Source organism: Streptomyces sp. NPDC101151 (genome assembly GCF_044768335.1).
Lineage (GTDB): Bacteria > Actinomycetota > Actinomycetes > Streptomycetales > Streptomycetaceae > Streptomyces.
In genome coordinates this window covers 247,148-273,599 of record NZ_JBIWPP010000003.1, presented here as the reverse complement: position 1 = coordinate 273,599, position 26,452 = coordinate 247,148, and the positions used below count along the sequence as shown (strand labels likewise).

At 72.0% G+C, this 26,452-nt stretch carries 29 protein-coding genes, 1 tRNA gene and 1 pseudogene; 14 read left to right on the top strand and 17 right to left on the bottom strand.

The features are described 5' to 3' along the window. Nucleotides 1-60: 60 nt before the first annotated feature. A complete protein-coding gene (locus tag ACIRU3_RS07060; protein WP_404053195.1) occupies nucleotides 61-864 on the top strand; it encodes an HAD-IIA family hydrolase in 804 nt (267 codons plus the stop codon). On the opposite strand, the gene ACIRU3_RS07055 is transcribed toward ACIRU3_RS07060, so the two are convergent. The 3 genes from ACIRU3_RS07055 to ACIRU3_RS07045 form a co-directional block, all read right to left on the bottom strand. Beyond that, nucleotides 853-1,626, bottom strand: coding sequence for a sulfite exporter TauE/SafE family protein (locus tag ACIRU3_RS07055; protein WP_404052485.1), 774 nt, complete (start codon nucleotides 1,624-1,626; stop codon nucleotides 853-855). The genes ACIRU3_RS07060 and ACIRU3_RS07055 overlap by 12 nt on opposite strands. An 86-nt stretch (nucleotides 1,627-1,712) precedes the next feature. After that, nucleotides 1,713-3,224: a long-chain fatty acid--CoA ligase gene (locus ACIRU3_RS07050; RefSeq protein ID WP_404052483.1), complete on the bottom strand. Its 1,512-nt coding sequence runs from the start codon at nucleotides 3,222-3,224 to the stop codon at nucleotides 1,713-1,715. 73 nt (nucleotides 3,225-3,297) lie between these two features. Continuing rightward, the gene (locus ACIRU3_RS07045; RefSeq protein ID WP_404052480.1) at nucleotides 3,298-4,485 is read right to left on the bottom strand and encodes a thiolase family protein; all 1,188 of its coding nucleotides are present in this window, start codon (nucleotides 4,483-4,485) and stop codon (nucleotides 3,298-3,300) included. A gap of 156 nt (nucleotides 4,486-4,641) precedes the next feature. Here ACIRU3_RS07045 and ACIRU3_RS07040 point away from each other — a divergent pair, with 156 nt between their 5' ends. From ACIRU3_RS07040 to ACIRU3_RS07025, 4 genes are all read left to right on the top strand, one after another. Continuing rightward, nucleotides 4,642-5,439, top strand: coding sequence for a lysophospholipase (locus ACIRU3_RS07040; protein ID WP_404052478.1), 798 nt, complete (start codon nucleotides 4,642-4,644; stop codon nucleotides 5,437-5,439). A gap of 87 nt (nucleotides 5,440-5,526) precedes the next feature. Then, on the top strand, nucleotides 5,527-6,012 hold the full coding sequence (locus tag ACIRU3_RS07035; RefSeq protein ID WP_404052476.1) for a DNA starvation/stationary phase protection protein: 486 nt from the start codon (nucleotides 5,527-5,529) through the stop codon (nucleotides 6,010-6,012). Between the two features lie 51 nt (nucleotides 6,013-6,063). Continuing rightward, entirely contained in the window at nucleotides 6,064-6,408 is a 345-nt protein-coding gene (locus ACIRU3_RS07030) for a DUF3140 domain-containing protein (protein WP_404052474.1), read from the top strand. Nucleotides 6,409-6,626: 218 nt separating this feature from the next. After that, entirely contained in the window at nucleotides 6,627-7,433 is an 807-nt protein-coding gene (locus ACIRU3_RS07025) for an SAM-dependent methyltransferase (protein WP_404052473.1), read from the top strand. 24 nt (nucleotides 7,434-7,457) lie between these two features. On the opposite strand, the gene ACIRU3_RS07020 is transcribed toward ACIRU3_RS07025, so the two are convergent. Then, nucleotides 7,458-8,327: a Cof-type HAD-IIB family hydrolase gene (locus tag ACIRU3_RS07020; RefSeq protein WP_404052470.1), complete on the bottom strand. Its 870-nt coding sequence runs from the start codon at nucleotides 8,325-8,327 to the stop codon at nucleotides 7,458-7,460. A gap of 184 nt (nucleotides 8,328-8,511) precedes the next feature. On the opposite strand from ACIRU3_RS07020, the gene ACIRU3_RS07015 reads away from it, so the two are divergent. From ACIRU3_RS07015 to ACIRU3_RS07000, 4 genes are all read left to right on the top strand, one after another. Continuing rightward, nucleotides 8,512-9,321, top strand: a complete 810-nt coding sequence (locus ACIRU3_RS07015; protein ID WP_404052467.1) for an SAM-dependent methyltransferase — start codon at nucleotides 8,512-8,514, stop codon at nucleotides 9,319-9,321. Between the two features lie 68 nt (nucleotides 9,322-9,389). Beyond that, entirely contained in the window at nucleotides 9,390-10,793 is a 1,404-nt protein-coding gene (locus tag ACIRU3_RS07010) for a glutamine synthetase (protein WP_404052464.1), read from the top strand. 2 nt (nucleotides 10,794-10,795) lie between these two features. Then, nucleotides 10,796-11,944, top strand: a complete 1,149-nt coding sequence (locus ACIRU3_RS07005; protein WP_404052461.1) for an amidohydrolase family protein — start codon at nucleotides 10,796-10,798, stop codon at nucleotides 11,942-11,944. Between the two features lie 42 nt (nucleotides 11,945-11,986). After that, the gene (locus ACIRU3_RS07000; RefSeq protein WP_404053192.1) at nucleotides 11,987-12,514 is read left to right on the top strand and encodes an NUDIX hydrolase family protein; all 528 of its coding nucleotides are present in this window, start codon (nucleotides 11,987-11,989) and stop codon (nucleotides 12,512-12,514) included. A gap of 48 nt (nucleotides 12,515-12,562) precedes the next feature. On the opposite strand, the gene ACIRU3_RS06995 is transcribed toward ACIRU3_RS07000, so the two are convergent. Beyond that, complete coding sequence (locus tag ACIRU3_RS06995; protein WP_404052457.1) at nucleotides 12,563-13,078, bottom strand: PadR family transcriptional regulator; 516 nt, start codon at nucleotides 13,076-13,078, stop codon at nucleotides 12,563-12,565. Between the two features lie 123 nt (nucleotides 13,079-13,201). On the opposite strand from ACIRU3_RS06995, the gene ACIRU3_RS06990 reads away from it, so the two are divergent. The 3 genes from ACIRU3_RS06990 to ACIRU3_RS06980 all read left to right on the top strand — a co-directional run bounded on the left by ACIRU3_RS06990 (nucleotide 13,202) and on the right by ACIRU3_RS06980 (nucleotide 16,403). Continuing rightward, nucleotides 13,202-13,765 carry a hypothetical protein gene (locus ACIRU3_RS06990; protein ID WP_404052455.1) on the top strand — a complete coding sequence of 188 codons (564 nt, stop codon included), beginning with the start codon at nucleotides 13,202-13,204 and terminating at the stop codon, nucleotides 13,763-13,765. 151 nt (nucleotides 13,766-13,916) lie between these two features. Then, entirely contained in the window at nucleotides 13,917-15,251 is a 1,335-nt protein-coding gene (locus ACIRU3_RS06985; protein ID WP_404053189.1) for a PP2C family protein-serine/threonine phosphatase, read from the top strand. A gap of 114 nt (nucleotides 15,252-15,365) precedes the next feature. Beyond that, the gene (locus tag ACIRU3_RS06980; RefSeq protein WP_404052452.1) at nucleotides 15,366-16,403 is read left to right on the top strand and encodes an MASE1 domain-containing protein; all 1,038 of its coding nucleotides are present in this window, start codon (nucleotides 15,366-15,368) and stop codon (nucleotides 16,401-16,403) included. Nucleotides 16,404-16,431: 28 nt separating this feature from the next. Here the strand turns inward: ACIRU3_RS06980 and ACIRU3_RS06975 are convergent. Beyond that, nucleotides 16,432-16,508: transfer RNA gene (locus ACIRU3_RS06975), tRNA-Pro, on the bottom strand. A gap of 124 nt (nucleotides 16,509-16,632) precedes the next feature. Here ACIRU3_RS06975 and ACIRU3_RS06970 point away from each other — a divergent pair. After that, nucleotides 16,633-17,340: a transketolase gene (locus ACIRU3_RS06970; RefSeq protein WP_404052450.1), complete on the top strand. Its 708-nt coding sequence runs from the start codon at nucleotides 16,633-16,635 to the stop codon at nucleotides 17,338-17,340. Between the two features lie 43 nt (nucleotides 17,341-17,383). Continuing rightward, nucleotides 17,384-18,304 (top strand): transketolase family protein, encoded by a 921-nt coding sequence (locus tag ACIRU3_RS06965; protein WP_404052447.1) that lies wholly within the window; start codon nucleotides 17,384-17,386, stop codon nucleotides 18,302-18,304. Between the two features lie 273 nt (nucleotides 18,305-18,577). On the opposite strand, the pseudogene ACIRU3_RS06960 reads toward ACIRU3_RS06965, so the two are convergent. From ACIRU3_RS06960 to ACIRU3_RS06910, 11 genes and pseudogenes are all read right to left on the bottom strand, one after another. Further along, a pseudogene (locus ACIRU3_RS06960) lies at nucleotides 18,578-19,222 on the bottom strand (MFS transporter); the annotation flags it as partial. Between the two features lie 101 nt (nucleotides 19,223-19,323). Continuing rightward, the gene (locus ACIRU3_RS06955; protein ID WP_404052444.1) at nucleotides 19,324-19,683 is read right to left on the bottom strand and encodes an MmcQ/YjbR family DNA-binding protein; all 360 of its coding nucleotides are present in this window, start codon (nucleotides 19,681-19,683) and stop codon (nucleotides 19,324-19,326) included. Between the two features lie 30 nt (nucleotides 19,684-19,713). After that, on the bottom strand, nucleotides 19,714-20,244 hold the full coding sequence (locus ACIRU3_RS06950) for a GNAT family N-acetyltransferase (protein WP_404052441.1): 531 nt from the start codon (nucleotides 20,242-20,244) through the stop codon (nucleotides 19,714-19,716). After that, nucleotides 20,241-20,813, bottom strand: coding sequence for a helix-turn-helix domain-containing protein (locus ACIRU3_RS06945; RefSeq protein WP_404052438.1), 573 nt, complete (start codon nucleotides 20,811-20,813; stop codon nucleotides 20,241-20,243). The genes ACIRU3_RS06950 and ACIRU3_RS06945 overlap by 4 nt, the downstream gene beginning before the upstream one ends. Nucleotides 20,814-20,859: 46 nt before the next feature. Beyond that, the gene (locus ACIRU3_RS06940; protein WP_404052435.1) at nucleotides 20,860-21,762 is read right to left on the bottom strand and encodes a LysR family transcriptional regulator; all 903 of its coding nucleotides are present in this window, start codon (nucleotides 21,760-21,762) and stop codon (nucleotides 20,860-20,862) included. A gap of 30 nt (nucleotides 21,763-21,792) precedes the next feature. After that, nucleotides 21,793-22,992, bottom strand: a complete 1,200-nt coding sequence (locus ACIRU3_RS06935) for a glycine C-acetyltransferase (protein WP_404052433.1) — start codon at nucleotides 22,990-22,992, stop codon at nucleotides 21,793-21,795. Nucleotides 22,993-23,137: 145 nt separating this feature from the next. Further along, nucleotides 23,138-24,166, bottom strand: coding sequence for an L-threonine 3-dehydrogenase (gene tdh, locus ACIRU3_RS06930; RefSeq protein ID WP_404052431.1), 1,029 nt, complete (start codon nucleotides 24,164-24,166; stop codon nucleotides 23,138-23,140). 192 nt (nucleotides 24,167-24,358) lie between these two features. Beyond that, complete coding sequence (locus ACIRU3_RS06925) at nucleotides 24,359-24,934, bottom strand: GAF domain-containing protein (RefSeq protein ID WP_404052429.1); 576 nt, start codon at nucleotides 24,932-24,934, stop codon at nucleotides 24,359-24,361. A 61-nt stretch (nucleotides 24,935-24,995) separates the two neighbouring features. Then, on the bottom strand, nucleotides 24,996-25,595 hold the full coding sequence (locus tag ACIRU3_RS06920; RefSeq protein WP_404052426.1) for a GTP-binding protein: 600 nt from the start codon (nucleotides 25,593-25,595) through the stop codon (nucleotides 24,996-24,998). Beyond that, nucleotides 25,573-25,944, bottom strand: a complete 372-nt coding sequence (locus ACIRU3_RS06915) for a DUF742 domain-containing protein (protein ID WP_404052424.1) — start codon at nucleotides 25,942-25,944, stop codon at nucleotides 25,573-25,575. Before ACIRU3_RS06915 ends, ACIRU3_RS06920 begins: the two co-directional genes overlap by 23 nt. Before the next feature lie 2 nt (nucleotides 25,945-25,946). Beyond that, nucleotides 25,947-26,381, bottom strand: coding sequence for a roadblock/LC7 domain-containing protein (locus ACIRU3_RS06910; RefSeq protein ID WP_404052421.1), 435 nt, complete (start codon nucleotides 26,379-26,381; stop codon nucleotides 25,947-25,949). Nucleotides 26,382-26,452 lie beyond the last annotated feature (71 nt).

The window sequence follows — 26,452 nt, the reverse complement described above, 5'->3', positions numbered from 1 at the left end:
TCCTGTGGCAGGCGCGGTGCTCTCGCCGGTTATGGTCCGGGCATGGCTTCCCTGGCGTCCGTGCGTGCCGTGCGTGCCGTGCTCATCGACATCGACGGGGTGCTCACCGTGTCCTGGCGTGCGCTGCCGGGCGCGGTGCAGGCCCTGCGGGCGATCCGGGAGGCCGGACTCGGCGTCGTGCTGGTGACCAACACCACCTCCCGGACCCGGGCGTCGATCGCGGGAACGCTCGCGGAGGCGGGCTTCCCGGTGACCTCCGAGGACATCCTGACCGCGCCCGCGGCCACCGCGGCCCATCTGGCCGGGTCCCGGTGCGCGCTGCTGAACAGCGGGGACGTCCGGGAGGACCTGGCGGGGATCACCCTCGTCGGCGAGGCGAGCGACGACACCGACAACGCCGCCGACGACGCGGTACCGGATGTGGTCCTGATCGGCGGTGCCGGGCCGGAGTTCGGCTATGCGGCGCTGAACCGGGCGTTCGGGCATCTGCAGCGGGGCGCGCGGCTGGTCGCCATGCACCGGAACCTGTACTGGCGGACGGACGCGGGGCTCCAGCTGGACGCCGGGGCGTTCGTCGCCGGCCTGGAGGCGGCCGCCGGGACGGAGGCCGAGGTGACCGGGAAGCCGTCGCGTGCCTTCTTCGGGGCGGCGCTCGCGCGGCTGGGTGTGGAGCCGGGCGAGGCGTTGATGATCGGGGACGACGTCGAGTCGGACGTGCTGGCGGCACAGCGGCTCGGCGTCACCGGGGTGCTGGTGCGGACCGGCAAGTTCCTGCCGGAGGCGGTGGAGCGGGCGAGCGGCAGCCCGGACCACGTGCTGGACTCCTTCGCGGACCTGCCCGGGCTGCTCGGGCTAGCGCAGTAGCAGTTGCACGCCGCCGACGATCGTCGCGGCGATCACCAGTTGCTCGAACAGCCGCTGGTTGATCCTGTCCACGGCCCAGGTGCCGAACAGCGCGCCGGGCACGACGAACACCACGAGTGCGGCGTCGAGGAGCAGCGAGCGGCCGTCGATGAGGCCGAGTCCGGCGCTGAAGGGCACCTTGGACACGTTCACGATGAGGAAGAAGAAGGCCGAGGTGCCGAGGAAGCCGAGCTTCCGGAAGCCCGCCGAAAGGAGATACATCGACATCACCGGCCCGCCCGCGTTGGCGACCATCGTCGTGAACCCGCCGAGGACACCGTAGGACCGGGCCTTCATCCGGCCGCTCCGGCCCGTCACCGCCTCCGGATCGTCCCCCGGCTCGGCCCTGCGCCGCCGCCACAGCGTGACACCGGCCATCAGCAGCAGGATCGCGCCGATCGAGGTCCGTACGGCCCCGTCGTCGGCCCACAGCAGGAACAGCGTGCCGACCACCACGCCGGCCGCCACGGCCGGGAACAGCCGCCACAGCGTGGGCCAGTGGGCGTGCCGCCGGTAGGTGAGGACGGCGAGCACGTCGCCTGCGATCAGGACGGGAAGCAGTACGCCGGTGGAGGCGCGGGCGGGCAGGACCGCCGCGAAGATCGCGAGGCTGACCGTGTTGGCCCCGCTCACGGCGGTCTTGGAGAAGCCCACGAGCAGCGCCGCGCAGGCGAGCGCGGCGAACTCCCAGCCGGAGATGTGCCAGAGCGTCATCGTGTTCATGCGGGGGCCGATGCTATGCGCACGTATCCGGTGTCGTAAGGACCGTCTCGCGGGGCGGTCCTCACGACCGGTTCAGCGGTCCCGCCTCAACGGCCGGTGTACCGCGCCCGCAGCTCCCGCTTGAGCACCTTCATGCTCGGTCCGAGCGGCAGCGCGTCGACGAACTCCACACGCCGCGGGTACTTGTAGCGGCCCAGGTGCCCCTTGGACCACTCGGTGATCCCGGCGGCGTCGGGGGTGGTCCCCCGTGCGGGGACGACGACGGCGCACACCTCCTCGCCGTGCAGCTCGTCGGGCAGGCCGATGACGGCCACCTGGGCGACCTCGGGGTGCCGCATCAGGACCTCCTCGACCTCCCGCGGATACACGTTGTAGCCGCCGCGGATGATGATGTCCTTCTTGCGGTCGACGATTCTGAGGAAGCCCTCGTCGTCCTTGGTGCCGAGGTCGCCGGTGCGGAACCAGCCGTCGACCAGGGCCTCGGCGGTGGCCTCGGGGCGGCCGAGGTAGCCGGAGAAGACGTTGTGGCCGCGGATGACGACCTCGCCCAGCTCCCCGGGCGGCAGCAGTTCGATGCGGCCCTCCAGTTCGGCCCGTGCGATCTCCACGTCGACGCCCCACAGCGAGTGGCCGATGGTGCCGGCCCGGGTGCCGAAGTCGGGCTGGTTGGCGGCGGCCGCGGGCGAGGTCTCCGAGAGTCCGTACCCCTCGTAGATCGTCGCGCCGAACGCGGCCTCGAACCGCTCCAGTACGGCCACCGGCAGCGAGGCCCCGCCGGAGACGCACACGCGCAGTTCGGGCAGGGCGCCTGCGTCCTCGGCGGCGGCCGCGAGGGCCACGAACATGGTCGGCACCCCGTGGAAGGTGTTCACGCCCTCCTTCACCATCAGCTCGATGGCGCGGGCCGCGTCGAAGCGGGGCAGCAGGACGAGCGTGGCGCCCGCCCGCCAGGTGGAGTTGAGCGACACGGTCTGGCCGAAGGCGTGGAACAGCGGCAGCGCGCCGAGCGCGATGTCGTCGGCGCGGATGTCGTTGGCGTCGAAGGCGTTGACCGTCGCGTTCATCACCAGGTTCAGATGGCTGAGCACGGCGCCCTTGGGGACTCCCGTGGTGCCGCTGGTGTAGAAGACGACCGCCGGGTCGTCGGCGGCGCGGGTGACGTAGGAGGCCGGCGGGGTGGCGTGAGCCGCGTGCCCGTCGAACTCCTCACCCAGGGTGACCGCCTGGACGCCGAGGGCTTCGGCGGCGGCCCGTCCGGTCTCCGCCTGCGCCGGGTGGACCAGGAGCAGTGTGGCGCCGCTGTCCTTCAGGACGTGCTCGACCTCCGGCCGGGACAGCAGCAGATGCACGGGGACGACGACTCCGCCCGCCGCGGCGATCGCGTAGTAGGCGATCGGGAACTCGACGGTGTTGGGGGCCATCAGGGCGACCCGGTCCCCCGGTCGTACGCCCAGCCCGGTGAGCGCGCCCGCCTGCGCCCTGGCCCGCCGCCACACCTCGTCGAAGGACAGCCGCAGATCACCTTCGACCAGAGCGGTCTTACGGGGGCGGCGCCGGGCGTTCTCGGCGAGGATGGCGGCGACGGACAGGGTTGCCATGGGGTGATGCTCCGTTCCTTGCTACGGCTCGTGTATCCGAATCCCCTTGCGGGGACCCCCCGTTGAAGAGCTGTCAGTGCCTCTCGACCAGCATCGCGCTGCCCTGCCCCACCCCGACGCACATGGTCGCCAGGCCCCGCTCGGCACCCGTGCGCCGCATCCGGTGCAGCAGCGTCGTCAGGATGCGGGCGCCGGAACAGCCGAGCGGATGGCCGAGGGCGATCGCGCCGCCGGTGGGGTTGACCAGGTCCGGGTCGATGCCGAGCTGGTCGACGCAGGCCAGTGCCTGGGCGGCGAACGCCTCGTTGAACTCGGCCTCCTGCAGGTCGCCGATCTCCCAGCCGGCCCGGGCGAGCGCCTTGCGGGTGGCGGGGACCGGGCCGATACCCATCACGTCGGGGTGGACGCCCGCCGAGGCGCCGGCGACATACCGGCCGAGGGACTCCAGACCCAGCTCGTTCAGGGCCTCCTCGCTGACCAGCAGCAGCCCGGCCGCGCCGTCGTTCATCGGCGAGGCGTTGCCCGCCGTGACCGTGCCGCCCGCGCGGAAGACCGGCTTGAGACGGGACAGCTTCTCCAGCGAGGTGTCCTCGCGGACGCACTCGTCCTGCGTGACCGTGATGCCGTCCGGGCGTTCCACGGGCAGGAGTTCGTCGTCGAAGTGGCCGTTCTTGCGTGCGGCGGCGGCCAGCCGGTGGCTGCGCAGGGCGAACTCGTCCTGCCGTGCGCGGGAGACGCCGTACCGCTCGGCGACCTCCTCGGCCGTCTCCCCCATGGACAGCAGACCGTGCAGGTCCTTCATGGCCGGGTTGACCAGGCGCCAGCCGAGTCGGGTGTCATGGGTCTCGATGCGCTGCGGCAGGGCCTCGTCGGGGCGGGGCAGCACGAAGGGGGCGCGGCTCATCGACTCGGAGCCGCCCGCGATCAGGATGTCGGCCTCTCCCGCGGCGATGGTGCGCGCCGCGGTGGTGACCGCCTCGAGGCCGGAGGCGCACAGCCGGTTGACGGTGGCGCCGGGCACGGACTCGGGCAGACCGGCCAGCAGCGCGGCCATGCGGGCGATGTTGCGGTTGTCCTCACCGGCCTGGTTGGCGGCGCCCCAGTAGACGTCGTCGATCCGGGCGGGGTCGAGCGCGGGCACGTCGGCAACCACATGGCGGATCACGGTCGCCGCGAGGTCGTCGGGCCGCACGGAGGACAGGGCCCCGCGGAGCTTTCCGATGGGGGTGCGGCGGGCGGCCGCGAAGTGGACGGGACGCACGGCTTGGACTCCTGACCGACGACGCTGTGGATCAGCACGAATGTACGGATGTGCAGCTGAGCCTCTTAATTAGCACTGCTAGTTTTAGACTATAGACCTCCGCCCGGCCCCCTGGGAAGATCCTCCCGTACCTTCACCCAGGAAGCCGGAGGAGACATGGCCCACGTGCGCGAGCACATCCTCGACGGCATCGCCGTACGCGAGTGGCCGCACCCCGAGCCGCGCTACCTGGCCGTCGTGGTGCACGGGTACGGCGAGCACGCGGGCCGGTACGACGAACTGGCGGGCATCCTCGCCGGGCACGGGGCGGCCGTGTACGGGCCCGATCACGTCGGACACGGAAAGTCGGCCGGCGAGCGCGTGGTGATCGAGGACTTCGAGGACGTCGTCAGCGACGTGCACACGGTGGCGGACCTCGCCCGCGCCGGGCATCCGGGCCTCCCGCTCGTCATGGTCGGTCACTCCATGGGCGGACTGATCGCGGCCCGGTACGCCCAGCGGTACGGCGCGGAGCTGAGCGCGCTGATCCTGTCCGGGCCGGTGATCGGCGCCTGGGAGCTGCCCGGGCGGCTGCTCGCCCTGGACGAGATCCCGGACACCCCGATCAGCCCCGGCGCGCTCTCCCGCGACCCGGCCGTGGGCGCCTCGTACGCCGCCGACCCGCTGGTCTGGCACGGCCCGATGAAGCGGCCGACGCTCCAGGCGTTCGTACGGACGCTGAAGACCGTCGACGAGGGCGGCCACGTCGGCCCACTGCCGCTGCAGTGGCTGCACGGGGACGAGGACCGGCTGGTTCCGCTGCCCGGAAGCCGCATCGGCGTGGAGCGGCTCGGTGGCGGGCGGACGGCCGAGCGGATCTTCGCCGGGGCGCGGCACGAGGTCTTCAACGAGACGAACCGGGCGGACGTCTTCGCGGAGGTGATCCGCTTCCTCGACGGGGCTCTCCCCCGCTGATCCGGGCATGTTTGCACCCCTTCGCGCCGGGCACCCGCGTGCGATCCGGACGCAACGGCATCCGGATCGCGAAAGGGGACAGGCACCATGACCGTGGTGAAGAGCACGCTGCCCGGGAAGGCGCTCGGCGTCACCGGCACCGCCCTGCAGGAGACCCTCGTGGACCTGCTCGGGCTGTCGCTGATCGGCAAGCAGGCGCACTGGAACATCGTGGGGCCGCGGTTCCGCTCGATCCACCTCCAGCTGGACGAGGTCGTCGCGACGGCCCGCACCTACTCCGACACGGTCGCCGAGCGCGCCGCCGCACTGGGCGTCCCGCCGGACGGGCGGCCCGAGACCATCGCCTCCACCTTCGCCCTGCCCGGCACCAAGGACGGACGGCTGCGCGACACCGAGGTGGTGGAGTTGATGGTGTCGGTGTTGACGGCGGAGATCGGGCGGCTGCGCGAGCGGATCGCGGCGACTGCGAAGCCCGATCCGGTCACCCAGGACCTGTTGATCTCCCTCACCGCCGACCTGGAGAAGCAGCGCTGGATGTTCGAGGCCGAGAACCAGCCGCGCGACGGCGGCTGACAGCGCCCGGACGACACGTGCACGCACACCCTCCCAGGGAAGGGAACACCCGTGGCCGACGCCCTCGAACTCGACGCACTGTGGCAGGACTTCCACCGCGTGGTGAACATGACCTCGATGGAACTCGCGTCCTGGCTCACGGTCCGTGACGCGGACGAGGAGGCCGAGCCACGGCCTGCGGAGGCGGGGACGCTCACCGGGCAGCATGTCCTCGCCATCCTCCAGAAGCGCCGTACCGATCTCACGGACGACGACGTCCGGGTGATGTACCAGGTGGTCGACACGGTCGACGATCTGGTGGACACCGGGAACGGGCCCGGGCCGGAGAGCACGCCGCAGGACACCCGCCGCAGGCACCGGCTGATGACACTGGGCCACGACCCGCTCAGGCCCTAGCCATGGACCGCGACGAGCGGGTCGGCCGTGAGCCGGTGTCCGCTCGGGGAAAAGCCCGCCGGGCACACCGAACGCGCCGTGCCGGCAACCGCGTTGGTACGGGCCGCCCTGGACGGGCAGGCGGCCGCAGCCTGTCTGCGGCGTGCGGGTGATCGTGTCACACTGCTCGAACGCCCCCGCTGTGGACGAGGGGGCAGGATCGAGCGGAGGAGCAGGTCGTGACGGGGACCGGACCGGCAGCCCAGGAGATCGACACCACCCGGCCGCATCCGGCCAGGGTCTACGACTGGTTCCTCGGCGGCAAGGACAACTACCCCGTCGACGAGCAACTCGGCCGTCGGATCACGGCGATCGACGGGGGTGCCCCGCGGGCCGCCCTCGCCAACCGGGCCTTCATGCGCCGCGCCACCCGAGCACTGGCCGAGGACGCGGGCATCCGCCAGTTCCTGGACATCGGCACCGGCATACCGACCGAGCCCAACCTGCACCAGATAGCCCAGTCCGTCGCCCGGGACGCCCGCGTCGTCTACGTCGACAACGACCCGATCGTGCTGGCCCACGCGAGCGCACTGCTGCGCGGCACCCCCGAGGGCGTCACCGAGTACGTCCAGGCCGACGCCCGCGATCCGCGCTCCATCGTCGAACAGGCGGCCCGGGTCCTGGACTTCGACCGCCCGGTCGCCCTGTCCCTGATCGCACTGCTGCACTTCGTCGCCGACGAGGACGGTGCCCACCACCTGGTCGACACGCTCGTCGACGCGCTGGCCCCGGGCAGCTGCCTGGTGCTGTCGACGATGACGGCCGACTTCGAACCGGAGAACGTCCAGCGGGGCATCGCCGCCTACGCGGCGGGCGGAGTGACCCTGGTGGCCCGCTCGCAGGCCGAAGTGGGCACATTCTTCAGGGGACTCGACCTGCTGGAGCCGGGCATCGTGTCGGTGGCCGACTGGCGGCCCGAGCAGGCGCCGGACACCGGCGGCCCGATCTCCCTGTACGGCGCGGTGGGCCGCAAGTCCGCAGGCTGACACCCGGCGGGAGGCGGGCCGGGTCTAGGCCAGCGGCAGCGGTATGCCGAGGACCCGGGCGACGGTCCGCAGCACCCCGTTGTCGTTGTTGGACGGGGCGAGGTGGCGGGCGCGGCGCTTGACCTCCGGGTGGGCGTTGGACATGGCGAAGGACCAGTCGGCGGCGTCCAGCATCTCCAGGTCGTTGAGGTAGTCGCCGAACACCATCGTCTGCGCGGGCGTGATGCCCAGCTCGCCCTGCAGGCCGCGCAGTGCGGCGCCCTTGTCGGCTGTGCGGTTCATGACGTCGACCCAGTGGTCGCCGGAGACCACGACCTGGTGGGTGGCGGCGAAGTCCCCGAGGGCCGGGGCGGTGGTGTGCTCGGCGGACCCGAAGTCGAACAGCGCCACCTTGATCACGTCGTCCTCGACGGCGGTGACGTCCCCGACGATCCGGTGCTCGACGTAGTACTTGCGCACCTCCGCCAGGAACGCCTCGTCGGTCCGCTCGACGTACGCCGACCGCTTGCCGCAGACCACGGCGCCCACGTCGACGCCCTGCGCCACCAGCCGCCGTACCGTACGGGCCAGGTCCGCGGCGACGGACCGGTCGAGCGGGTCCGAGCTCAGCTCCACGCCGTCACGGACCACATAGGTGCCGTTCTCCGCGATGAACACCATGCCCTCGGCGACCTCGGCGAACTGCCGCGGCAGGGTGGCGTACTGGCGGCCGCTCGCCGGGCTGAACAGCACTCCGCGGCGGCGCAGTTCGGCGAGCATCGGCCACAGGCCGTCCGGTATCCGCTTGGCGTCGTCCAGCAGGGTGCCGTCCATGTCGGTGACGACGAGCCGGATGCCGGCAGAACCGACGGGCGGGGCGGGGACGTCGAGGAGGGACGCGGGCGTGGCGGGCATGTCCTTCTTTCCTGCCGGGAACGGAATACCAGGTGGGCGGGTGCGCACCGAAGGGTCCAGTGTTCCTCATGCACCGGTGCGCTCCGGAGCGTGCCCGTACCCCCACGGTGCGCGTTTCCCGGGACAGCGCGATCAAGGAGCGGCACAATGACGGCGGACAACCGCATGCGAGAAGGGCGGCGACGTGAGTGAGGGTCATTCCCCGACGGCCGGACCGGCGAGGCTGAACACCTCCGTGGCGCACAACGCCCGGGTCTGGAACTACTGGATCGGCGGCAAGGACAACTACGAGGTCGACCAGCGGGTCGCCGAGCACGTCGCCGGGATGTTCCCGGTGATCCGGGCGGTTGCGCGCGCGGACCGGGACTTCCTCGGGCGGGCGGTGAGCTTCCTGACCGCCGAGCGCGGACTGCGCCAGTTCCTCGACGTCGGCACCGGACTGCCCACGGTCGACAACACCCACGAGATCGCCCAGCGGATCGCCCCCGAGTCGCGGATCGTGTACGTCGACAACGACCCGATCGTGCTCGTGCACGCCCGCTCGCTGCTCACCAGCTCCCCCGAGGGCGTCACCGACTACATCGACGCCGATGTGCACGACCCGGACGTCATCGTCCGGCGCGCCGCCGAGACACTCGACCTGGACCGGCCGGTCTCGGTGATGATGCTGGGCATCCTCAACTTCGTCCTGGACACCGACAAGGCCCGGGACATCGTGCGGCAGATCATGGCCGCGGTCCCCTCCGGCAGCCACCTGGTGCTCACCCACCCGACCTACGACGCCGAGGTGGGCGGCGAGGGGAACGTCGCCGCGATGGAGTTCTGGAACGCCAACGCCACACCGCCGATCACCGCCCGCGGCCGCGCCGAGATCGCCTCCTTCCTCGAGGGTCTGGAGCCGGTCGGGCCGGGTCTGGTGCCGTGCTCGCGGTGGCGCGCCGAGCCCGACGCCGCCGCGGTGCCGCAGTACGGCGCGGTGGCCGTGAAACCCTGACCCCGACCCAGCGGGAGCAGAGCGGGTCCCCCGGCCCCGGCCGGGGCCGAGCCCGTCGAGGAGGACGCATGACCACCCTTGCCGATCCCGTGCCCGGCGGGCGCCCCGACGATCTGAAGCGGGTCACCGCCCTCGCCGCCGAGCTGGCAGCGGACGGCGTGCACGGGATCGTCCTCGCCTATGTGGACACGGCGGGCATCGGCCGGGTCAAGACGGTCCCCACGGCTCGGCTGGAGGCGGCCGTGGCCTGGGGTGTCGGCATGTCACCGGTGTTCGACACGTTCCTGGCCGACGACTCGATCGTCAGCACCGACGTCCTCGGCTCCCCCGACGGCGACCTCCGGCTCTACCCCGACCTCGACCAGCTGGTGTCCCTGGCCGGGCAGCCCGGCTGGGCGTGGGCGCCCGTTGACCGGATCACCCAGGAGGGGGAGCGGCATCCCGGCTGTACCCGGACCTTTCTGCGCCGGATCGTCGCGGACGCCGCCGAACGGCACGGCCTCGCCTTCAAGGCGGCCGTCGAGATCGAGTGGGCGGTGGGGCTGGGCTCGGCGCCGGGCGGGGAGTTCGTCCCGGCGGTCTCCGGGCCTGCGTACGGCGCGGTCCGGCAGGTGGAACTGAGCGACTATGTCGCCGACCTGCTGGCGGCGTTCGCGGCCCAGGGCGTGGAGGTCGGCCAGATCCATCCCGAGTACGCGGCCGGGCAGTTCGAGGTCTCGGTGGGCGCGCTGGACCCGGTGGCGGCGGCCGACCGCAGTGTGCTGGTGCGGCAGACGATCCGGGCGGTGGCACAGCGGCACCAGCTGAAGGTGTCCTTCGCGCCGGCCTTCCTCGCCGAGGGCGTCGGCAACGGCGGCCATCTGCATCTGTCGGCCTGGCGCGACGGGGTGAACCTGCACTCCGGCGGCGAGGGCCGGTACGGCATGAGGGCCGAGGCGGAGTCGTTCGTGGCCGGAGTGCTCGCCCATCTGCCCGCGCTGACCGCGGTGACCGCGCCGAGCCCGGCCAGCTATCTGCGGCTCAAACCGTCCCGGTGGGCAGGGGTGTTCACCGCCTGGGGCCGGGAGACCCGCGAGGCCGCGCTGCGGATCGTCACCGGCACGACGGGCCGTCAGGACCAGGACGCCAACATGGAGATCAAGCCTGTCGACCTGGCCGCCAATCCGTATCTCGCGCTGGGCTGTGTCATCGCCGCGGGCCTCGACGGGATGACGGCGTCCCGGCCGCTGCCCGAGGAGGTCACCGGGGACCCGGCCCGCTACGGCCAGGAGGAGGCGGCCGCCCGCGGGGTGGAGCGCCTGCCGGCCTCGTTGCAGCAGGCCGTCCGCGAGTTCCGTGCCGACGGGGTGCTGCGGGCCGCGCTGGGCCCGGTCCTGGCGGACGCGGTGACCGCCGTACGGCTCGGGGAGTCGGCGGCCGTGGACGGCCTGGACGACGCGCAGGTGGCGGCCGCCTACCGCTGGAAGTACTGACGATGCCCGCCCCCGGCCCGGTCCACGAGGCCCTCGCCGCGCTCCCCCTGGTCGACCACCACTGCCACGGCGCGGTGACAGCCGATCTCGCGCCCGAGCAGTTCGAGTCGCTGATCACCGAGGGCGAGGCCTGGCCGGGCATGTCGGCCTTCGACAGCCCGGTGGGCGTGGCCGTACGCCGCCACTGCGCACCCCTGCTGGACCTGCCCCGGCACGCACCCGCCGCCGACTACCTCGCCCGGCGCGCCGAGCTGGGCTGGCGCGAGGTCAACCGCCGCTTCCTGACTGCCGCGGGAGCCGAGGCCTTCTGCGTCGACACCGGCTACGCCCCGCACCCCGTCACCTCCCCCGCCGAACTGGCCTCAGCCGCAGGCGGAGCCGCCCACGAGGTCGTACGGCTGGAGCAGGTCGCCGAGGCCGTGGCCGCGCGGGGCGTCGAGGCGGGCGAGTACGCAGCCGTGTTCCCGGCGGCCGCCGAGGAGGCCGTACGACGGGCGGGCGCCGTGGCGGTGAAGTCGGTGGCGGCCTACCGCACGGGCTTCGCCCTCGCCCCGCAGCGCCCCACGGACACGGAAGTGGCTCAGGCCGCCCGGCACTGGCTCGCGCGCGGCGGACGCCTGACCGAACCGGTCCTCGTACGGCACCTGCTGTGGACGGCTGTCGACCTGGGCCTGCCGCTCCAACTGCACACCGGCTTCGGGGACGCCGACCTACGGCTGCACCATGCCGACCCCGCCCTGCTCACGGACTGGCTGCAGCTGACGGCCGGCACGATCCCGGTCCTGCTGCTGCACTGCTGGCCGTACCAGCGCCAGGCCGCCTACCTGGCCACCGTGTTCGAACGCGTGTACCTGGATGTCGGGCTGGCCCTGCACTACACCGGCCCGGCCCGCTGCCGGGCGGTGCTCGAGGAGGCACTGGAGATCACCCCGTTCCGCAAACTGCTGTACAGCTCCGACGCCTATGGTGTGGCCGAGTTCCACCACCTGGGCGCGCTGTCCTTCCGGCAGGGACTGGCCGAAATGCTGCAAGCCCGGGTGGACGCCGATGAGTTGAGCCTGCCCGACGCCCTGCGCATCGCGGCCTGGACGGGCCGCGACAACGCCCGCCGACTGTACGGACTGCCCCCGAACGATCCGGCCCGCAACTGAGCGGGCGCCCCACCCGGAAAGTATGATCAAGCAATGTCTGACATGACCGAAACCACGCCCGGCTGGCTGAGCTCGGACGAGCTGGAAATGGCCAGGGCCCGCATGCCGATCCTGTACGTCGAGGCCGTGCCCGTGCGCGTGGACGACAGCGGCGAAGTCACGAGCATCGGACTGCTGCTGCGCATCGGCCCGGACGGAACGGTCAACCGGACTCTGGTCTCCGGCCGGGTTCTGCACCACGAGCGGGTCCGTGACGCACTGCTGCGCCACCTGGAGAAGGACCTCGGCCCGGTCGCCCTGCCCCGGGTGCCGGCCTCCCTGCAGCCGTTCACCGTCGCGGAGTACTTCCCGACGGCCGGCATCACGCCGTACCACGACCCGCGCCAGCACGCGGTGTCACTCGCCTATGTCGTCCCGGTGACCGGCGACTGCCGGCCCCGGCAGGACGCGCTGGACCTGGTCTGGTTCAGGCCGCACGAGGCCGCCTCCATGGCCGTCCAGAGCGAGATGCCGGGCGGGCACGGGGCGCTGCTGAAGCAGGCCCTCGCCCACGTCGGCGTCGTGTCCTGAGCCCCGCGCCCTTGCCGCCACCCGTACGGCGGCAAGGGCGGCGTGTGCTCATCCCTCGATCTGCGCGGCGGCCCAGCCCGCCCAGTCCCGCTCCATCTCGGCCCAGCGCAGCCCGTACTCCAGGGCGATGCGCCCGTTGACGGTCAGCGGTCCCTCCTCGCTCTCCAGCGCGGCCCGCAGCGCCGCGAGCCGCTCGTGGTCGGCGGCGGCCCGCTTCTCCCGCTCGGCGAGCATGGCCCGGGTCTGCTCCGGCGTGGCCAGGTGCAGGAAGAACACCTTCAGCAGCAGCTCGCTGCGGCGCGGCTGCCGCTGCGTGGGAGCCGCCAGCCAGCTGCCCAGTTCCTGCCGCCCCTGCCCGGTGATCGTGTACTCCTTGCGCCGGCGCGGCCCCTCGGCGGAGACGTCGACCAGCCCGGCCTCCGCGAGCCGGTTCAGTTCCCCGTACACCTGGCTCTGCGTGGCGGGCCAGACGTGGGCCAGCGAGGTGTCGAAGAGCTTCATGAGGTCGTAGCCGCTGGCGGGCCGGTCGACCAGCAGGCCGAGGAGTGCGTGGCGAAGGCTCATGCCCACCACCGTAACTCCACCATTGACATGTCACAGCTGACCTCATAACTTCGACATGTCAGTAGTGGAATATCGCCGGATCGGCGCACCGGATCCGGTCCTTACCCCTCGGAGGGGTCTGCAATGCACTACCTGCGCGGCTTCGCCCCCTGGATCGTCTACGCCTGCCTCTCCCCGCTCGGCTGGCAGTGGAGCGCCCTGGCCGGCCTGGTCACGGGCCTGGCACTGATAGCCGTGAACCTCAAGGCGGGCATGGCCGCGGACGCGCTGATCCTGGAGTGCAGCACCGCCGTCTTCTTCGCGGCCCTGACCGCGGTGGCCTTCGCCGCCCCGGACTCCTCCGTCTCCGACTACGGCGGGGCCCTGTCCTTCGCCTGGCTGGCCCTGACAGCGTGGGCCACCCTCGCCCTCCGCCGGCCCTTCACCCTGGGCATCGCCCGCCGTACGACACCGGAGAAGTTCTGGCACACGCCGCAGTTCCTGCGCATCAACGTGGTCATCACGGCTGCCTGGGCCGCGGCCTTCACGCTGACCGCGATCGCCCTGACGGCGTGCGGTCTGGCCGGCGCGGGCACAGGGGTCAAGGTCACGATCCAGGTCCTCGGCTTCATGGCTCCGGCCGTGTTCACCGCCCGGTACCCGAAGATCATGCAGGCGCGCTACGCGCGGATGGCGGCCACGCGCTGACGACGACGGGGGCGGCCCCGCACCGGGGCGGCCCCGGCCCACCGACACTCCGGGTGGGGCGCCCGCTTGTGACGTAATAGCCTTTTGCCCAGATCCACCGTGCCACGCCGTGGTCTCGACGTGCTCGGGATCGTGTCAGGAGGCCGGGATGATGGCGGGAGAGAGGCCGGGGAGACAGCCGCGGCAGCCGGCGCTCCCCGACCTGCACCAGCGTCTGCGGTGTGAGCTGGGCCGGATCGACGACCAGCTGCGCTCCCTGCTGTCCTCCATGGACCGGCTGCAGGGCCTGTTGGACGCGGTCGTGGCCATCACCCGCGAGGTGGAACTGCCCGCGGTGCTGCACCGCATCGTGACCACCGCCATGGACCTGGTCGGCGCCCGATACGGCGCACTGGGCGTGCTCAACGAGTCCGGAGAGCGCCTGACGCAGTTCATCTCGGCCGGTCTGTCCGAGCAGGAGCGCAATGATCTGGCCGACGTCGGCCTGCCTCGTGGCCGGGGCGTCCTCGGCCACCTGATCCGCTACGCCACACCCCTGCGGGTCGACGACATCGCGACCCATCCGTCCTCCACCGGGTTCCCGCCGGGACACCCGTGCATGCGCTCCCTGCTGGGCGTCGCCATCACCGTGCGCGGCGAGATCTACGGCGACCTCTACCTCTCCGAGCGGTACGACGGACAGCCCTTCGACGTGCACGACGAGAACGTCGTCGTCGCCCTGGCCAGCGCCGCCGGCATCGCGATCGAGAACGTCCGCCTCTTCGAACGGATTCGTGTCGGAGCCGAACAGTTCCAGCGGCTGCTGTTGCCCACCCTGCCCGATCTGCATCCGTTCACCGCCGCCACCATCTACCGGCCCGCCGCCGAGCCCAGTCAACTTGGCGGCGACTGGTACGACGCCATCCCGCTGCCCGACAACGTGGTGGCCGTCGTCATCGGCGACGTGGTCGGCCACGATCTGCAGGCCGCGGCCGCCATGGCCTCCACCCGCAACATGCTGCGCGCCCTGCTGTTCGACCAGAGCAATCCGCCCGGCACGATCCTCGCCCAGCTCGACCGGATCCTGCAGGCCATCACGGACAATCCCGTCACGACCACCACCCTGGCCCGCATCGAGCCGGAGGGACCGGGCTGGCGGCTCCGCTGGAGCACCGCGGGCCATGTCCCGCCCCTGCTGATCACCCCTGACCACCAGGTGGAATACCTGTTCGCCGAGCCAGGCGTGCCGCTCGGCGTCGACACCAAGGTGTCCCGCCCCGACCACTCCCGCTTCGTGCCTCCTGCCTCCACCGTTCTCTTCTTCACCGACGGGCTGGTCGAACATCCGGCCCACGCGATCGACGAGAGTCTGAACACGCTCGCCAAGCTCGCCGCCGTACATGCCGGCCTGCCCCTGCCGGAGCTCGTCCAGGCGCTGGCCGATCACCACCCGAGCGACGGTCACGACGACATGGCCATCCTCGCCCTGCGCACCCCGCCGGCCTGACTCCCGCCCGTCCGGCTGTGCGGTGCCGATCTCGCAGGCCACCAGTGGCCTGGAGGATCCGGGGGATTCGACGGATGATGGTCTTCGGGGCGATATCGACACGGAGGTCGCCCGATGGCTGTCGCGCGGCAGGACCGGCTCAGACGGGGCGGCTTGGCCGTCCTGGAGATCTGTGTCATCGCCGCGCTGTATTTCGGCTCGGCCAAGGTGGGACTGCTCCAGCAACTGGTGCGCGGCCAGGTCACCCCGCTGTGGCCGCCGAGCGGGATCGCGGTGGCGAGTCTGCTCATCCGCGGCCCGCGGGTCTGGCCCGCGATCGCACTCGGCGCGTTCCTGGTCAACCTCTCGCTGGGACCGACACTCCCGGCCGTGCTCGTGATCGCGGCGGGCAACACCCTCGCGCCCGTCTGCTCCTACCTGCTGCTCCGCCGCGCGGGGTTCCACAACGAGCTGGACCGGCTGCGGGACGCACTCGCGCTGATCTTTCTCGGCGCGTTCACCGGGATGCTGATCAGCTCCACGACGGGCAGCGCGACCCTGGTCCTGGCCGGAGTGCTGAGCACCGCCGACTTCTGGCCCACGTGGTCGGTGTGGTGGACCGGCGACGCGATGGGGGTCCTGGTGGTCACGCCTTTCCTGCTCGTACTCAGATCGGCACGCCTGCCGAGGCACGCGCCGCCGTCCCGGTGGGTGGAAGGACTGCTGCTGGTCGCAGCCACGGTCGGCATCGGACTCGTCGAGACCGGTCCCGCGCCGCTCCTGTTCCTCGGCTTCCCGCTGTTGTTCTGGGCGGCCTTCCGCTTCCAGCTGGCCGGGGCCGTGTCCTGCGCACTGGCCGTGTCTACCTTTGCGATCATCGCGGCCGCCCAGGAATCGGGCCCGTTCGCCGGTCAAGACCTGCTCACCAACATGATCACCCTGCAGGCGTTCAACGGCTCCGCCTCCCTGACCGCGCTGCTGCTCGGGGCGGTCGTCAGCGAGCGGAACCAGACCCAGCGCGAGATCACGCGAGCCTGCGCGCAGATCGCCGGAATGGTCGCCAGGATCGCCACCGGCGACCACCGCCCCATGCTCCCCAACGGCGAGGCCGAACAGAGGGAGCCGCAACCGAGAGCGGCCCAGACACGACAAAGGCCGTCCGCTCATCCCTGAGAAGACGGCCTCCGACCGGCATCAAAGCTGGTCGGGACGACAGGATTTGAACCTGCGACCCCTTGACCCCCAGTCAAGTGCGCTACCAAGCTGCGCCACGTCCCGGTGCCGTTTGACCTGGGGTTTCCCCGGTCGAAACGCGCAGGGAAACAATACCGCACTCGGGTCGGTGGTCGCGCACCCGTTTCCGGTTGACCTCAAGCTTGGTTGAGGTTGCACGCTCGTCGGCATGACGATCACCGCGAACGACAACCACATCCACGGCTATGAGGACCTGCCCCGGCTCATGGCGCTCATGACGGGCGACGAGAAGCACGGCCCCGCGGCCACCTCCACGCTCGACGTGCTGTGGGTGCTCTACGACCGGGTGCTCCGGGTCACGCCGGAACGAAGGGAGGACCCCGCCCGGGACCGGTTCCTGCTGAGCAAGGGACACGGGCCGATGGCGTACTACGCGGTGCTGGCCGCGAAGGGTTTCGTGCCGGTCGGCCGGCTGCCGGGCTTCGGCTCGTACGACTCCCCGCTCGGGCACCACCCCGACCGGGTGCTGGTGCCGGGGGCGGAGATCGGCAGCGGGTCGCTCGGGCACGGGCTGCCGATCGCCGTGGGCACCGCGCTGGGGCTGCGGGCGCAGGGCCTGTCCGAACCGGCCGTCTGGGTGCTGGTCGGGGACGCCGAGCTGGACGAGGGCAGCAACCACGAGGCGATCGCCTTCGCCGGGCCCGCCGGGCTCGAACGGCTGCACACCGTCGTGATCGACAACTCCTCCGCCGGCCACGCCCGGCCCGGCGGGATCGCCGCCCGGTTCGAGGCCGCCGGCTGGTCCGCGGTGACCGTCGACGGTCGCGACCACGCGGCCCTGTACGCCGCGTTCACCGCCCCGCATCCGGGGCGCCCGCACATGGTCGTCGCCCGCGTCGAGCCCAAGAACGCCTGACCCCCTCGTCCCTGCCGAATTCCAGTGGAAAGGGTCCATCCTCATGGACACCATGCGTGACCGTTTCGCCCCCGTCGTCTCCCGGCTGCTGGACGAGGATCCACGGGTCGCGGTCGTCCTCGCCGAGATCGGCAAGGACGGCTTCGCCGAGGCCCTGCGCCGGCACCCGGACCGGGTGATCAACGTGGGCATCCGCGAGCAGCTGCTGGTCGGGGCCGCGGCCGGTCTTGCGCTCACCGGGCTGAGGCCGATCGTGCACACCTTCGCCCCCTTCCTCGTGGAGCGGCCCTTCGAACAGGTCAAGCTGGACCTCGGGCACCAGAACGCCGGCGCGGTGCTGGTGAGCGCGGCCGCCTCCTTCGACTGGCCGGCCGGCGGCTACACCCACATGGCGCCCGGCGACGTGGCGCTGCTCGACACCCTGGACGGCTGGACCGTACACGTGCCCGGGCATCCCGACGAGGCCGAGACGCTGCTGTGGCACGCGGCGGCCGCGGGGGACGACAAGGTGTACGTCCGGCTTTCCGTGCAGGCCAACCGGCAGGGGCGGGTGATCGACGGGGAGCACTTCCTGACGGTTCGTGAGGGGCGCTCCGGTGTGGTCGTCGCGGTCGGGCCGGTGCTGGACGCCGTGCTCGCCGCCACGGAGGGGCTGGACGTGACCGTGCTGTACGCGACGACCGTCCGGCCCTTCGACGCGGCCGGGCTGCGCCGGGCCGCACAGTGGGCGGGCACGGACGTCGTGCTCGTGGAGCCGTACCTCGCGGGGACGTCGACGACGGCCGTGAGCGAGGCGCTGGCCGATGTCCCGCACCGGGTGCTGGGGCTCGGCGTCGGACGGCGTGAGCTGCGGCGCTACGGCACGATCGAGGAGCATGTGGCCGCGCACGGGCTCGATGCGCGCGGTCTGCGGGAGCGCATCGGTCGATTCGTGGGAGCGGGGCGGGTGTCGTCGCGAGTGTGAGCGGGGCGCCGGTCCGGTTGCGGGTCGGGGCCCGTGCGAGCCGGGGTCCGAGCGCGGCCCGGCTCAACAGCCGCCGCACCACCACGGCCGCCGCACCGACCATGCCCGGCGGCCACACCCCGAGCGGTGTCCTTGCCGGCAGGGCGGCCGGGCTCAGTGGGCGGGAGCCGGTGTGTCGGCTCGTGTCAGCCCCCGTATCGCGGGGACCGAGAGCAGGGCCGCGGCCACCAGGAGGCTCGTCGCGCCGGAGACCAGCAGGACGTGGCCGGTGGTGCGGGCGCCGGCGGGGAGCGGAGGAAGCCTCAGGAGCAGCAGGCACAGGGCACTGGCGGCGTAGGTGCCGGCGTGCGCGGCGAACACACCGCCGGGCGAGGCGAAGCCGACCAGGAGTCCGGCCACGGCCGGACCCGCCGGCTGCGCGGACGACTCGGCGATGCGGATCGCTCCGTTGGCGCCCTGGATGTCGGAGGCGAGCCAAGGCACGATACTGGCCACGCCCGGCTGGAAGACGGCTCCGGCCACGCCGTTGACGACGCCGATGGCGCAGATCTGCCACAGGACCACATGCCCGGCGAAGAACAGGCCGGCGGCGAGGGACTGGGTGACGAGCCGGACCAGGTCGGCGCCGATCATCAGCCTACGGGTGCTGAACCGGTCCGCGATCACCCCGCCGAAGACTACGAGCCCCGCGAAGGCGGCTGCCGTGGAGGCCATGGCGAGGCCTACCGCGCCCGCGCCGTACCCGTGTTCCAGCAGGCCGGCGGCGAGCGCCACCGGCAGCATCGTGTCGCCGAGGCGGGCTGCGGCCCGGGCCACGAAGAACAGGGCGAAGTCGGGTGACCAGACAGCCGGGGGCTCGTCACCGGCCGTGCCCCGCGGTTGGGCAACGATGTCACGCCGTGCATCCGCACCGGTCATCGCGCGTACTCCCCTCCCGGTTCCCCCGCCCTCACCGCGCCCCCGACGCGCCCCGCCGCGCGGGGTCATGCCACGCCGCCCCGGTGCCCGCCGAGGGATTTTCAGCGACCGCCGGACATGCCCAATTCGGGGTACGCGTCCAGGAGTCGGGGCGGGGCGGCCTGGCGCCAGGAGTCGGCGAGGATGTCCCGCAGCTCGTCCTCGTCCTCCAGCGCGCCGAGTCTCGCTCTCACCCAGGCGAACTGGGCCTCGTGGTCGGCGATCCAGAACTTCTCCGGCTCGGCCATGACCAGTTCGTCGCGCTCCTCCTTGGGACAGCGCACGGCGATGGACGTCTCGTCCTCCGGGAGCGTGGCGAACATCTTCCCGGCCACCCGGAAGGTGGGCATGCTCCAGGCGATCTTCTCCGTGGTGTCCGGCAGCGACAGGGCGATACGGCGTACGTCTTCAGCATCGGGCATGCCACGCACCGTAGCTCCTGCCACTGACAGTCACCCGGCGGGTGAGCCCACGCGCTTGTAGTAGAGGGTCGTCGGGCGCAGGTCGCCGGACGGGCTCGCCGCGTAGTCGGGGATGGTACCGGCGAGGGTCCAGCCGGCCGCGCGGTAGAGGTGCTCGGCGGGGCTGCCGGTCTCGGTGTCCAGGTGGAGGAGGGTGATGCCGGTGGCGGCGGCCGCCTGCTCGGCGGTGGTGAGGAGCCTGCGCCCCAGGCCCTGGCCGCGCGCCGAGCGGTGCACCATCAGCTTCACGAGTTCGGCGCGGTGGCGGCTGTTCGGCTTGTCGGGCAGGGCCAGGCCGACCGTGCCCGCCACCCGCTCCGTGTCGTCCACGGCCACCCACAGCGCCAGCCGTCCGGCCGCCACCGCGTCGGCCCGCTCCCGCCACCAGCCGGCGGCCTGTGCGCGTGCGAGCGGCGCGAGGAAGCCGACCGAGGCGCCCCCGGCCACGGTGTCGGCCAGCAGAACCGCCAATTCCTCGCTGCCGTCCCGTACTTGGGCGTCATTCCAGCGCAGCACCCTCATGGCCGCACCACCGCCAGCACATAGCGTGCCGTTTCGGGCCCGGCCGAGCGGAACCGCGTCGGCCCGAAGACGCGCATCCGCAGACAGTCGCCCGCGTCGAGGTGGTGGACGGTGTCGCCGACGGTCACCTCCAGCGTGCCGTCGAGGAGCCACAGGTGCTGTTCCAGGCCGGGCACGGGCGGACGGTCGTAGGCGATGTCGGCGCCGGGGGTGAGCCGGCCCTCGACCAGCTCGCCGCGCAGGCCGGCGTGCGGCGGGGACACGGACCGGCGTACGAAGCCGGAGGCGTCGTCCTGCCACACCGGCTGCCCGGCCGCCCGTACCAGCGGGGCGGGTTCCGCCTCGACCTCGCTGAGCAGCTGGGACATGGTGCGTCCGTAGACATGGCAGAGGCGGTTGAGGAGGGCCGCGGTGGCACTGATCTCGGCGCGCTCGGCCCGGGACAGGGTCGACCGGCTCACTCCGCTGCGCTCCGCCAGCTCGCCCAGGGACCAGCCGTGCCCGGCCCGGAGTTCGGCCAGCCGGGCGCCGATCCGGGCGTCTACGGGGTCGGGATCCTCGGTTCTCATATCCGGGACGTTATCCCGGATATGAGACGGGCTGGTTACCGAAGGCTCACGCCCGGGCCGCCTCCCCCAGCGCCTCCAGCACCTGACGGATCAGCGGATGCCCCTCGGCCCCTCGCCGTACGGCCGCGAACACCCGGCGGGTCGGGGCCACACCGTCGACGGGACGGACGACCACGCCCGTGAGGTCCATGCCGCGCAGAGCCGAGCGCGGTACGAGGGCCACGCCCGCGTCGGCCGAGGCCAGGGCTACGACGGCGCGGAAGTCGTCGGAGGAGTGCTCCAGGCGGGGCTGGAACCCGGCGCTCTCGCAGGCGAGGACGACCACGTCGTGACAGGGGTTGCCGGGGTACGGCCCGATCCACGGGTCCTTGGCCAGCTCGGCTATCCGGACCTCGGGGGCGTCGGCGAGACGGTGGCCGACCGGGACGACCGCGTCGAAGGGCTCGGCGTACAGGGGCATGTGGGTGAGCCGGGGGTCGTCGGCGGGCGGGGCGCCGCGGTACTCGACGGCGACCGCGACGTCCACCTGCCGGTCCAGGACCATGGGCAGGCTGGCGTCCCCCTCGGCGTCCTGGACGCGGATGCGTATGCCGGGCGCGGAGGCGGACAGGCGGGCCACGGCGGGCGCGACCACCTGGGCGATGCCGGTCGCGAACGCGGCCACGGTGACGGTGCCCGCCTCTCCCGAGCCGTAGGCCGCCAGTTCGGCCTCGGCCCGCTCCAGCTGGGCGAGAACCGCGTTGGTGTGGCCGAGCAGGATCTCACCGGCCGGGGTGAGCCGTACGCCCTTGGCGCTGCGTTCGACCAGGCGGTGGCCGGTTTCCTGCTCCAGTGCCGCCAGCTGCTGGGAGACGGCGGACGGGGTGAGATAGAGCGCGGCGGCTGCCGCGGTGACCGTGCGGTGGTCGGCCACCGCACGGAGGATGTGGAGCCGCCGTGCCTCGATCATGGAGCAATTATCTCAAGGTGTCGGCGCTGGTCAGGCCTCCAGCTCGGCGCGGGCGGCCACGAAGGCGTCCACGGCACGGTCGACGTCCTCGGTGGAGTGCGCCGCGGACAGCTGGACGCGGATGCGGGCCTGGCCCTGCGGGACGACCGGGTAGGAGAAGCCGATCACGTAGACACCCCGCTCCAGCAGCAGCTCCGCCATGCGGGCCGCCTTCGCCGCGTCGCCGATCATCACGGGGGCGATGGCGTGGTCGCCGGGGAGGACGTCGAAACCCTCGGCGGTCATCCGGCTGCGGAAGAGCGCGGTGTTCTCGGCGAGCCGGATGCGCAGGTCGTCGGCCGACTCGAGCAGGTCGAGGACCTTCAGCGAGGCGGCGGCGATCACCGGGGCGAGGGTGTTGGAGAACAGGTACGGGCGGGAGCGCTGGCGCAGCAGGGCGACGATCTCGGCGCGGGCGGCGACATAACCGCCGGAGGCGCCGCCGAGGGCCTTGCCGAGGGTGCCGGTGATGATGTCGACGCGGTCCATGACGCCGTGCAGCTCCGGGGTGCCGCGGCCGGTGGGACCGACGAAGCCGACGGCGTGCGAGTCGTCGACCATGACCATCGCCTCGTAGCGGTCGGCGAGGTCGCAGATCTCGCCGAGCGGGGCCACGTAGCCGTCCATGGAGAAGACGCCGTCCGTGACGATCAGCTTGCGGCGCGCGCCGCCCTCGGTGGCCTCCTTCAGCTGCCGCTCCAGGTCCGCCAGATCGCGGTTGGCGTAGCGGAAGCGGCGGGCCTTGGACAGCCGGATGCCGTCGATGATGGAGGCGTGGTTGAGGGCGTCGGAGATCACCGCGTCCTCCTCGCCGAGGAGGGTCTCGAAGACACCGCCGTTCGCGTCGAAGCAGGAGGAGTACAGGATCGTGTCCTCCTGGCCGAGGAAGGCGGACAGCCGTGCCTCCAGCTCCTTGTGCACCTCCTGGGTGCCGCAGATGAAGCGCACGGAGGCCATGCCGTAGCCCCAGCGGTCCAGGGCCTGGTGGGCGGCGGCGATCACCTCGGGGTGGTCGGCGAGGCCGAGGTAGTTGTTGGCGCAGAAGTTGAGGACCTCGCCGGGGCGGCCGCCGGCGCTGACGTTGACGGTCGCGGACTGCGGGCTGTCGATGACGCGCTCGGGCTTGTGCAGGCCGGCGGCGCGGATCTCGTCGAGGGCGACGCGCAGGTCGTCACGAACAGAGTTGAACATGAGGGACTCCATCAAGTGCGGGGGCGAGTGAGCCGAAGGGGCGCGCCGGTGTCGAGTGGTCGAACGCGCGCAGGCCCGAAGGGCTGAGCACGGTCGGGCTCTCGACACCGGCACCGAGTGCCCCGGAGGCGAACCGAGCCGAAAATCAAACGGTCCAGTCCAGAATGATCTTGCCGCCGGTGCCGCTCGCCGCGTCGGCGAAGGCCGACTCGAAGTCGCGGTAGTCGTACCGGCCGGTGATCACCGGGGCGAGGTCCAGGCCGCCCTCCAGCAGCACCGACATCGCGTACCAGGTCTCGAACATCTCGCGGCCGTAGATGCCCTTGATGGTGATCATCGAGGTGACGATCCTGGCCCAGTCCACTGGGAACTCCTGGGACGGCAGGCCCAGCATGGCGATCCGGCCGCCGTGCGTCATGTTGGCGATCATGTCCCGCATGGCCTCGGCGCGGCCGGACATCTCCAGGCCGATGTCGAAGCCCTCGCGCAGGGCCAGCTCGCGCTGTCCGTCGGCGATGGTCGTCCGGGAGACGTTCAGGGCGAGGCTCACGCCGATCTTGCGGGCGAGTTCCAGGCGCTCCTCGCTGACGTCGGTGATGACGACGTTGCGGGCGCCGGCGTGGCGGGCCACGGCGGCGGCCATCAGACCGATCGGGCCGGCACCGGTGATCAGGACGTCCTCGCCGACCAGTGGGAAGGACAGCGCGGTGTGCACGGCGTTGCCGAACGGGTCGAAGATCGCGGCGACGTCGAGGTCGACGGGGACACGGTGCACCCAGACGTTGGACGCGGGCAGTGCGACGTACTCGGCGAACGCGCCGTCCCGGCCGACGCCGAGGCCGACGGTGGCCCGGCACAGGTGGCGGCGGCCGGCCAGACAGTTGCGGCACTTGCCGCACACCAGGTGGCCCTCACCGCTGACCCGGTCGCCGACCCGGATGTCGTCGACGTCCCGGCCGACCTCCACGACCTGTCCGACGAACTCGTGCCCGACCACGAGCGGCGTGCGGATGGCCTGCTGCGCCCAGCCGTCCCAGGCCCGGATGTGCAGGTCGGTGCCGCAGATACCGGTCCGCATGACCTTGATCAGTACGTCACCGGGACCGATGACGGGCTCCGGAACGTCCACGAGCCACAGCCCGGGCTCCGCCTTCTCCTTGACCAGCGCCTTCATCGGTACGGCTCCTGTCGGTGAGGTTCCCGACCGCAGGCATGCCGAAGAAGCCCGCACCGGGTCACAGGGGTGGAATCACCCTGCAATCTGCCGTATGCGCGGGCCGTGGTCCATCGAGCTTTTCTTAACCGCCGCCTCAGCTTTCCTTCACGCCTCCCGGATCCCCCCTGCCGCGCCCCTTCCCTGAGCCACTCAGATGGGCAGTCCGTCGGCCTCGGACCGTTCGATGCGTACGACGAGTTCGGCGGCCAGCGCCTTGATGGTGTCCAGTCCCGACCGCCCCCAGGCCCGGGGTGCGACGTCGGAGGCGCACACGGTGCCGAGCACCATGCCGTATCTGTCGACGAGCGGGGCGCCGAGGTAGGAGCGGATGCCGTACTCGTCCACGACCGGATTGCCGGCGAAGCGGGGATAGTCGCGGACGTCCTCCAGGACCAGGGCCTTGCGGCGGACCACCACATGGGGGCAGAAGCCGTGGTCGCGCGGCAGGATGCGGCCGACCTCGGGCCTGCTGCCGTCCTCCCGGACCACCGGCGCGACCACCGGGGTGCACAGACCCGCGAAGAACTGGTGGTCCTCACCGATGAAGTTGACCATGGCGTACGGCGCCCCGGTGAGCTGGCCGAGATGGTCGGCGAAGGCGTCCAGAGCGGGCTCGGGCCGTTCCCCCAGGCCGAGTCGGCGCAGCCTGGAGATGCGGGCGGGGGCCGCCCTGTCCTCGGGGGTGAGCAGCAGACCCCGTACCGGACGGGGCGGCTCGTAGCTCATGGCCGGCCTCCGGCGTTGTGGGCGTGTCTCATGGGGCGGCTCCATGGGAGGTGCGGCTGGGTCACATGCGGGCGTTGTGGCTCGGCGCGGGTGCAGGGGCGTGGGCGATGAGGTGGCGCACGAGGGTGAGCAGGGTCTGCACACCGGAGCTGGAGATCCTGGCGTCGCAGCAGACGACCGGGATCCCGGGGTCGAGGTCGAGGGCCGCGCGCACCTCCTCCGGGTCGTAGCGGTAGCCGCCGTCGAACTCGTTGATGGCGATGATGAAGGCGAGGCCGCGCTCCTCGAAGAAGTCCACGGCCGCGAAGCACTCCTCCAGACGGCGCGTGTCGGCGAGGATGACCGCGCCGAGCGCCCCTTCCGACAGCTCGTCCCACATGAACCAGAACCGCTCCTGCCCGGGCGTGCCGAACAGGTACAGGACGTGCTCGCGATCGAGGGTGATCCGGCCGAAGTCCATGGCGACGGTCGTCTCGACCTTGTTCTCGATGCCGTCGAGGTTGTCCGTGTCGGCGCTGACCGTGGTGAGCAGCTCCTCGGTGCTGAGCGGGGCGATCTCGCTGACCGCCCCCACAAAGGTCGTCTTGCCGACCCCGAACCCGCCCGCCACCAGGATCTTGAGCGCGGTGGGGAAGGGGTCAGAGCTGTCGTCGTAGTCCATCGAGCACTGCCTCCAGCAGAGACCGGTCAGTGGGGTTGTGGTGGAACGCGGGGGGCTTGGTGGTCAGCGCCCCGCAGTCGACGAGGTCCGAGAGCAGCACCTTGGTGACCACGGCGGGCAGTTTCAGATGAGCGGCCACCTCGGCCACCGAGACGGGGGCGCGGCACAGGTCGAGGGCCTGGGCGTGCTCGGGGCCGAGGTAGCCGAGCGGGGTGGCACCGGTGGACATCACCTGCGACATCAGGTCGAGGGCGATGCTGGGCTTGGTGCGGCCGTTGCTGACCGTGAACGGGCGCACCAGCCGCCCGGCCGCGTCGTCGAGCCAGGGCCCGTCGCCGGCTGCGGCCACGTTCAAGGCCTCGTCGCCGTGGGTTCGACGGCGTGCTGCCGGGGTGCGGTCATGAGGTACGGACGGACGCTCTTGACCAGCATCGCCATCTCGTAACCGAGCACGGCGGCGTCGGCCTCGCGGCCGGCCAGCACGGCGAGGCAGGTGCCGGAGCCGGCGGTGGTGACGAACAGCAGTGTCGAGTCGAGCTCCACGACGACCTGACGGACGTCCCCGCCGTCGCCGAACCGGACGCCCGCGCTGCGGCCGAGGGAGTACAGGCCGGACGCGAGGGCCGCCATGTGGTCGGCGCTGTCGGCATCGAGGCCGTGGACGGACTTGACCAGCCCGTCACAGGACAGGAGCACCGCGCTGGAGGTGTGCGGTACGCGTTGCACGAGGCCGCTCAGCAGCCAGTCGAGGTCGGACGCCTGGGCGGTCGGTGCATCGCTCGCCATGGTGGATCGACTCCTTGGGGTACGAAGGTCATCGGGAGCGCTGGGGGTGGGGGTGGGTACGGGACTGAAGA

Bases quoted from the DNA above. Each gene is read 5' to 3' on its own strand.
- ACIRU3_RS07055 (WP_404052485.1), bottom strand. From the start codon at position 1,626: ATGAACACGATGACGCTCTGGCACATCTCCGGCTGGGAGTTCGCCGCG.
- ACIRU3_RS07050 (WP_404052483.1), bottom strand. From the start codon at position 3,224: ATGGCAACCCTGTCCGTCGCCGCCATCCTCGCCGAGAACGCCCGGCGC.
- ACIRU3_RS07040 (WP_404052478.1), top strand. From the start codon at position 4,642: ATGGCCCACGTGCGCGAGCACATCCTCGACGGCATCGCCGTACGCGAG.
- ACIRU3_RS07035 (WP_404052476.1), top strand. From the start codon at position 5,527: ATGACCGTGGTGAAGAGCACGCTGCCCGGGAAGGCGCTCGGCGTCACC.
- ACIRU3_RS07020 (WP_404052470.1), bottom strand. From the start codon at position 8,327: ATGCCCGCCACGCCCGCGTCCCTCCTCGACGTCCCCGCCCCGCCCGTC.
- ACIRU3_RS07010 (WP_404052464.1), top strand. From the start codon at position 9,390: ATGACCACCCTTGCCGATCCCGTGCCCGGCGGGCGCCCCGACGATCTG.
- ACIRU3_RS07005 (WP_404052461.1), top strand. From the start codon at position 10,796: ATGCCCGCCCCCGGCCCGGTCCACGAGGCCCTCGCCGCGCTCCCCCTG.
- ACIRU3_RS07000 (WP_404053192.1), top strand. From the start codon at position 11,987: ATGACCGAAACCACGCCCGGCTGGCTGAGCTCGGACGAGCTGGAAATG.
- ACIRU3_RS06995 (WP_404052457.1), bottom strand. From the start codon at position 13,078: ATGAGCCTTCGCCACGCACTCCTCGGCCTGCTGGTCGACCGGCCCGCC.
- ACIRU3_RS06990 (WP_404052455.1), top strand. From the start codon at position 13,202: ATGCACTACCTGCGCGGCTTCGCCCCCTGGATCGTCTACGCCTGCCTC.
- ACIRU3_RS06985 (WP_404053189.1), top strand. From the start codon at position 13,917: ATGGCGGGAGAGAGGCCGGGGAGACAGCCGCGGCAGCCGGCGCTCCCC.
- ACIRU3_RS06980 (WP_404052452.1), top strand. From the start codon at position 15,366: ATGGCTGTCGCGCGGCAGGACCGGCTCAGACGGGGCGGCTTGGCCGTC.
- ACIRU3_RS06970 (WP_404052450.1), top strand. From the start codon at position 16,633: ATGACGATCACCGCGAACGACAACCACATCCACGGCTATGAGGACCTG.
- ACIRU3_RS06965 (WP_404052447.1), top strand. From the start codon at position 17,384: ATGGACACCATGCGTGACCGTTTCGCCCCCGTCGTCTCCCGGCTGCTG.
- ACIRU3_RS06955 (WP_404052444.1), bottom strand. From the start codon at position 19,683: ATGCCCGATGCTGAAGACGTACGCCGTATCGCCCTGTCGCTGCCGGAC.
- ACIRU3_RS06950 (WP_404052441.1), bottom strand. From the start codon at position 20,244: ATGAGGGTGCTGCGCTGGAATGACGCCCAAGTACGGGACGGCAGCGAG.
- ACIRU3_RS06945 (WP_404052438.1), bottom strand. From the start codon at position 20,813: ATGAGAACCGAGGATCCCGACCCCGTAGACGCCCGGATCGGCGCCCGG.
- ACIRU3_RS06940 (WP_404052435.1), bottom strand. From the start codon at position 21,762: ATGATCGAGGCACGGCGGCTCCACATCCTCCGTGCGGTGGCCGACCAC.
- ACIRU3_RS06935 (WP_404052433.1), bottom strand. From the start codon at position 22,992: ATGTTCAACTCTGTTCGTGACGACCTGCGCGTCGCCCTCGACGAGATC.
- tdh (WP_404052431.1), bottom strand. From the start codon at position 24,166: ATGAAGGCGCTGGTCAAGGAGAAGGCGGAGCCCGGGCTGTGGCTCGTG.
- ACIRU3_RS06925 (WP_404052429.1), bottom strand. From the start codon at position 24,934: ATGAGCTACGAGCCGCCCCGTCCGGTACGGGGTCTGCTGCTCACCCCC.
- ACIRU3_RS06920 (WP_404052426.1), bottom strand. From the start codon at position 25,595: ATGGACTACGACGACAGCTCTGACCCCTTCCCCACCGCGCTCAAGATC.
- ACIRU3_RS06910 (WP_404052421.1), bottom strand. From the start codon at position 26,381: ATGGCGAGCGATGCACCGACCGCCCAGGCGTCCGACCTCGACTGGCTG.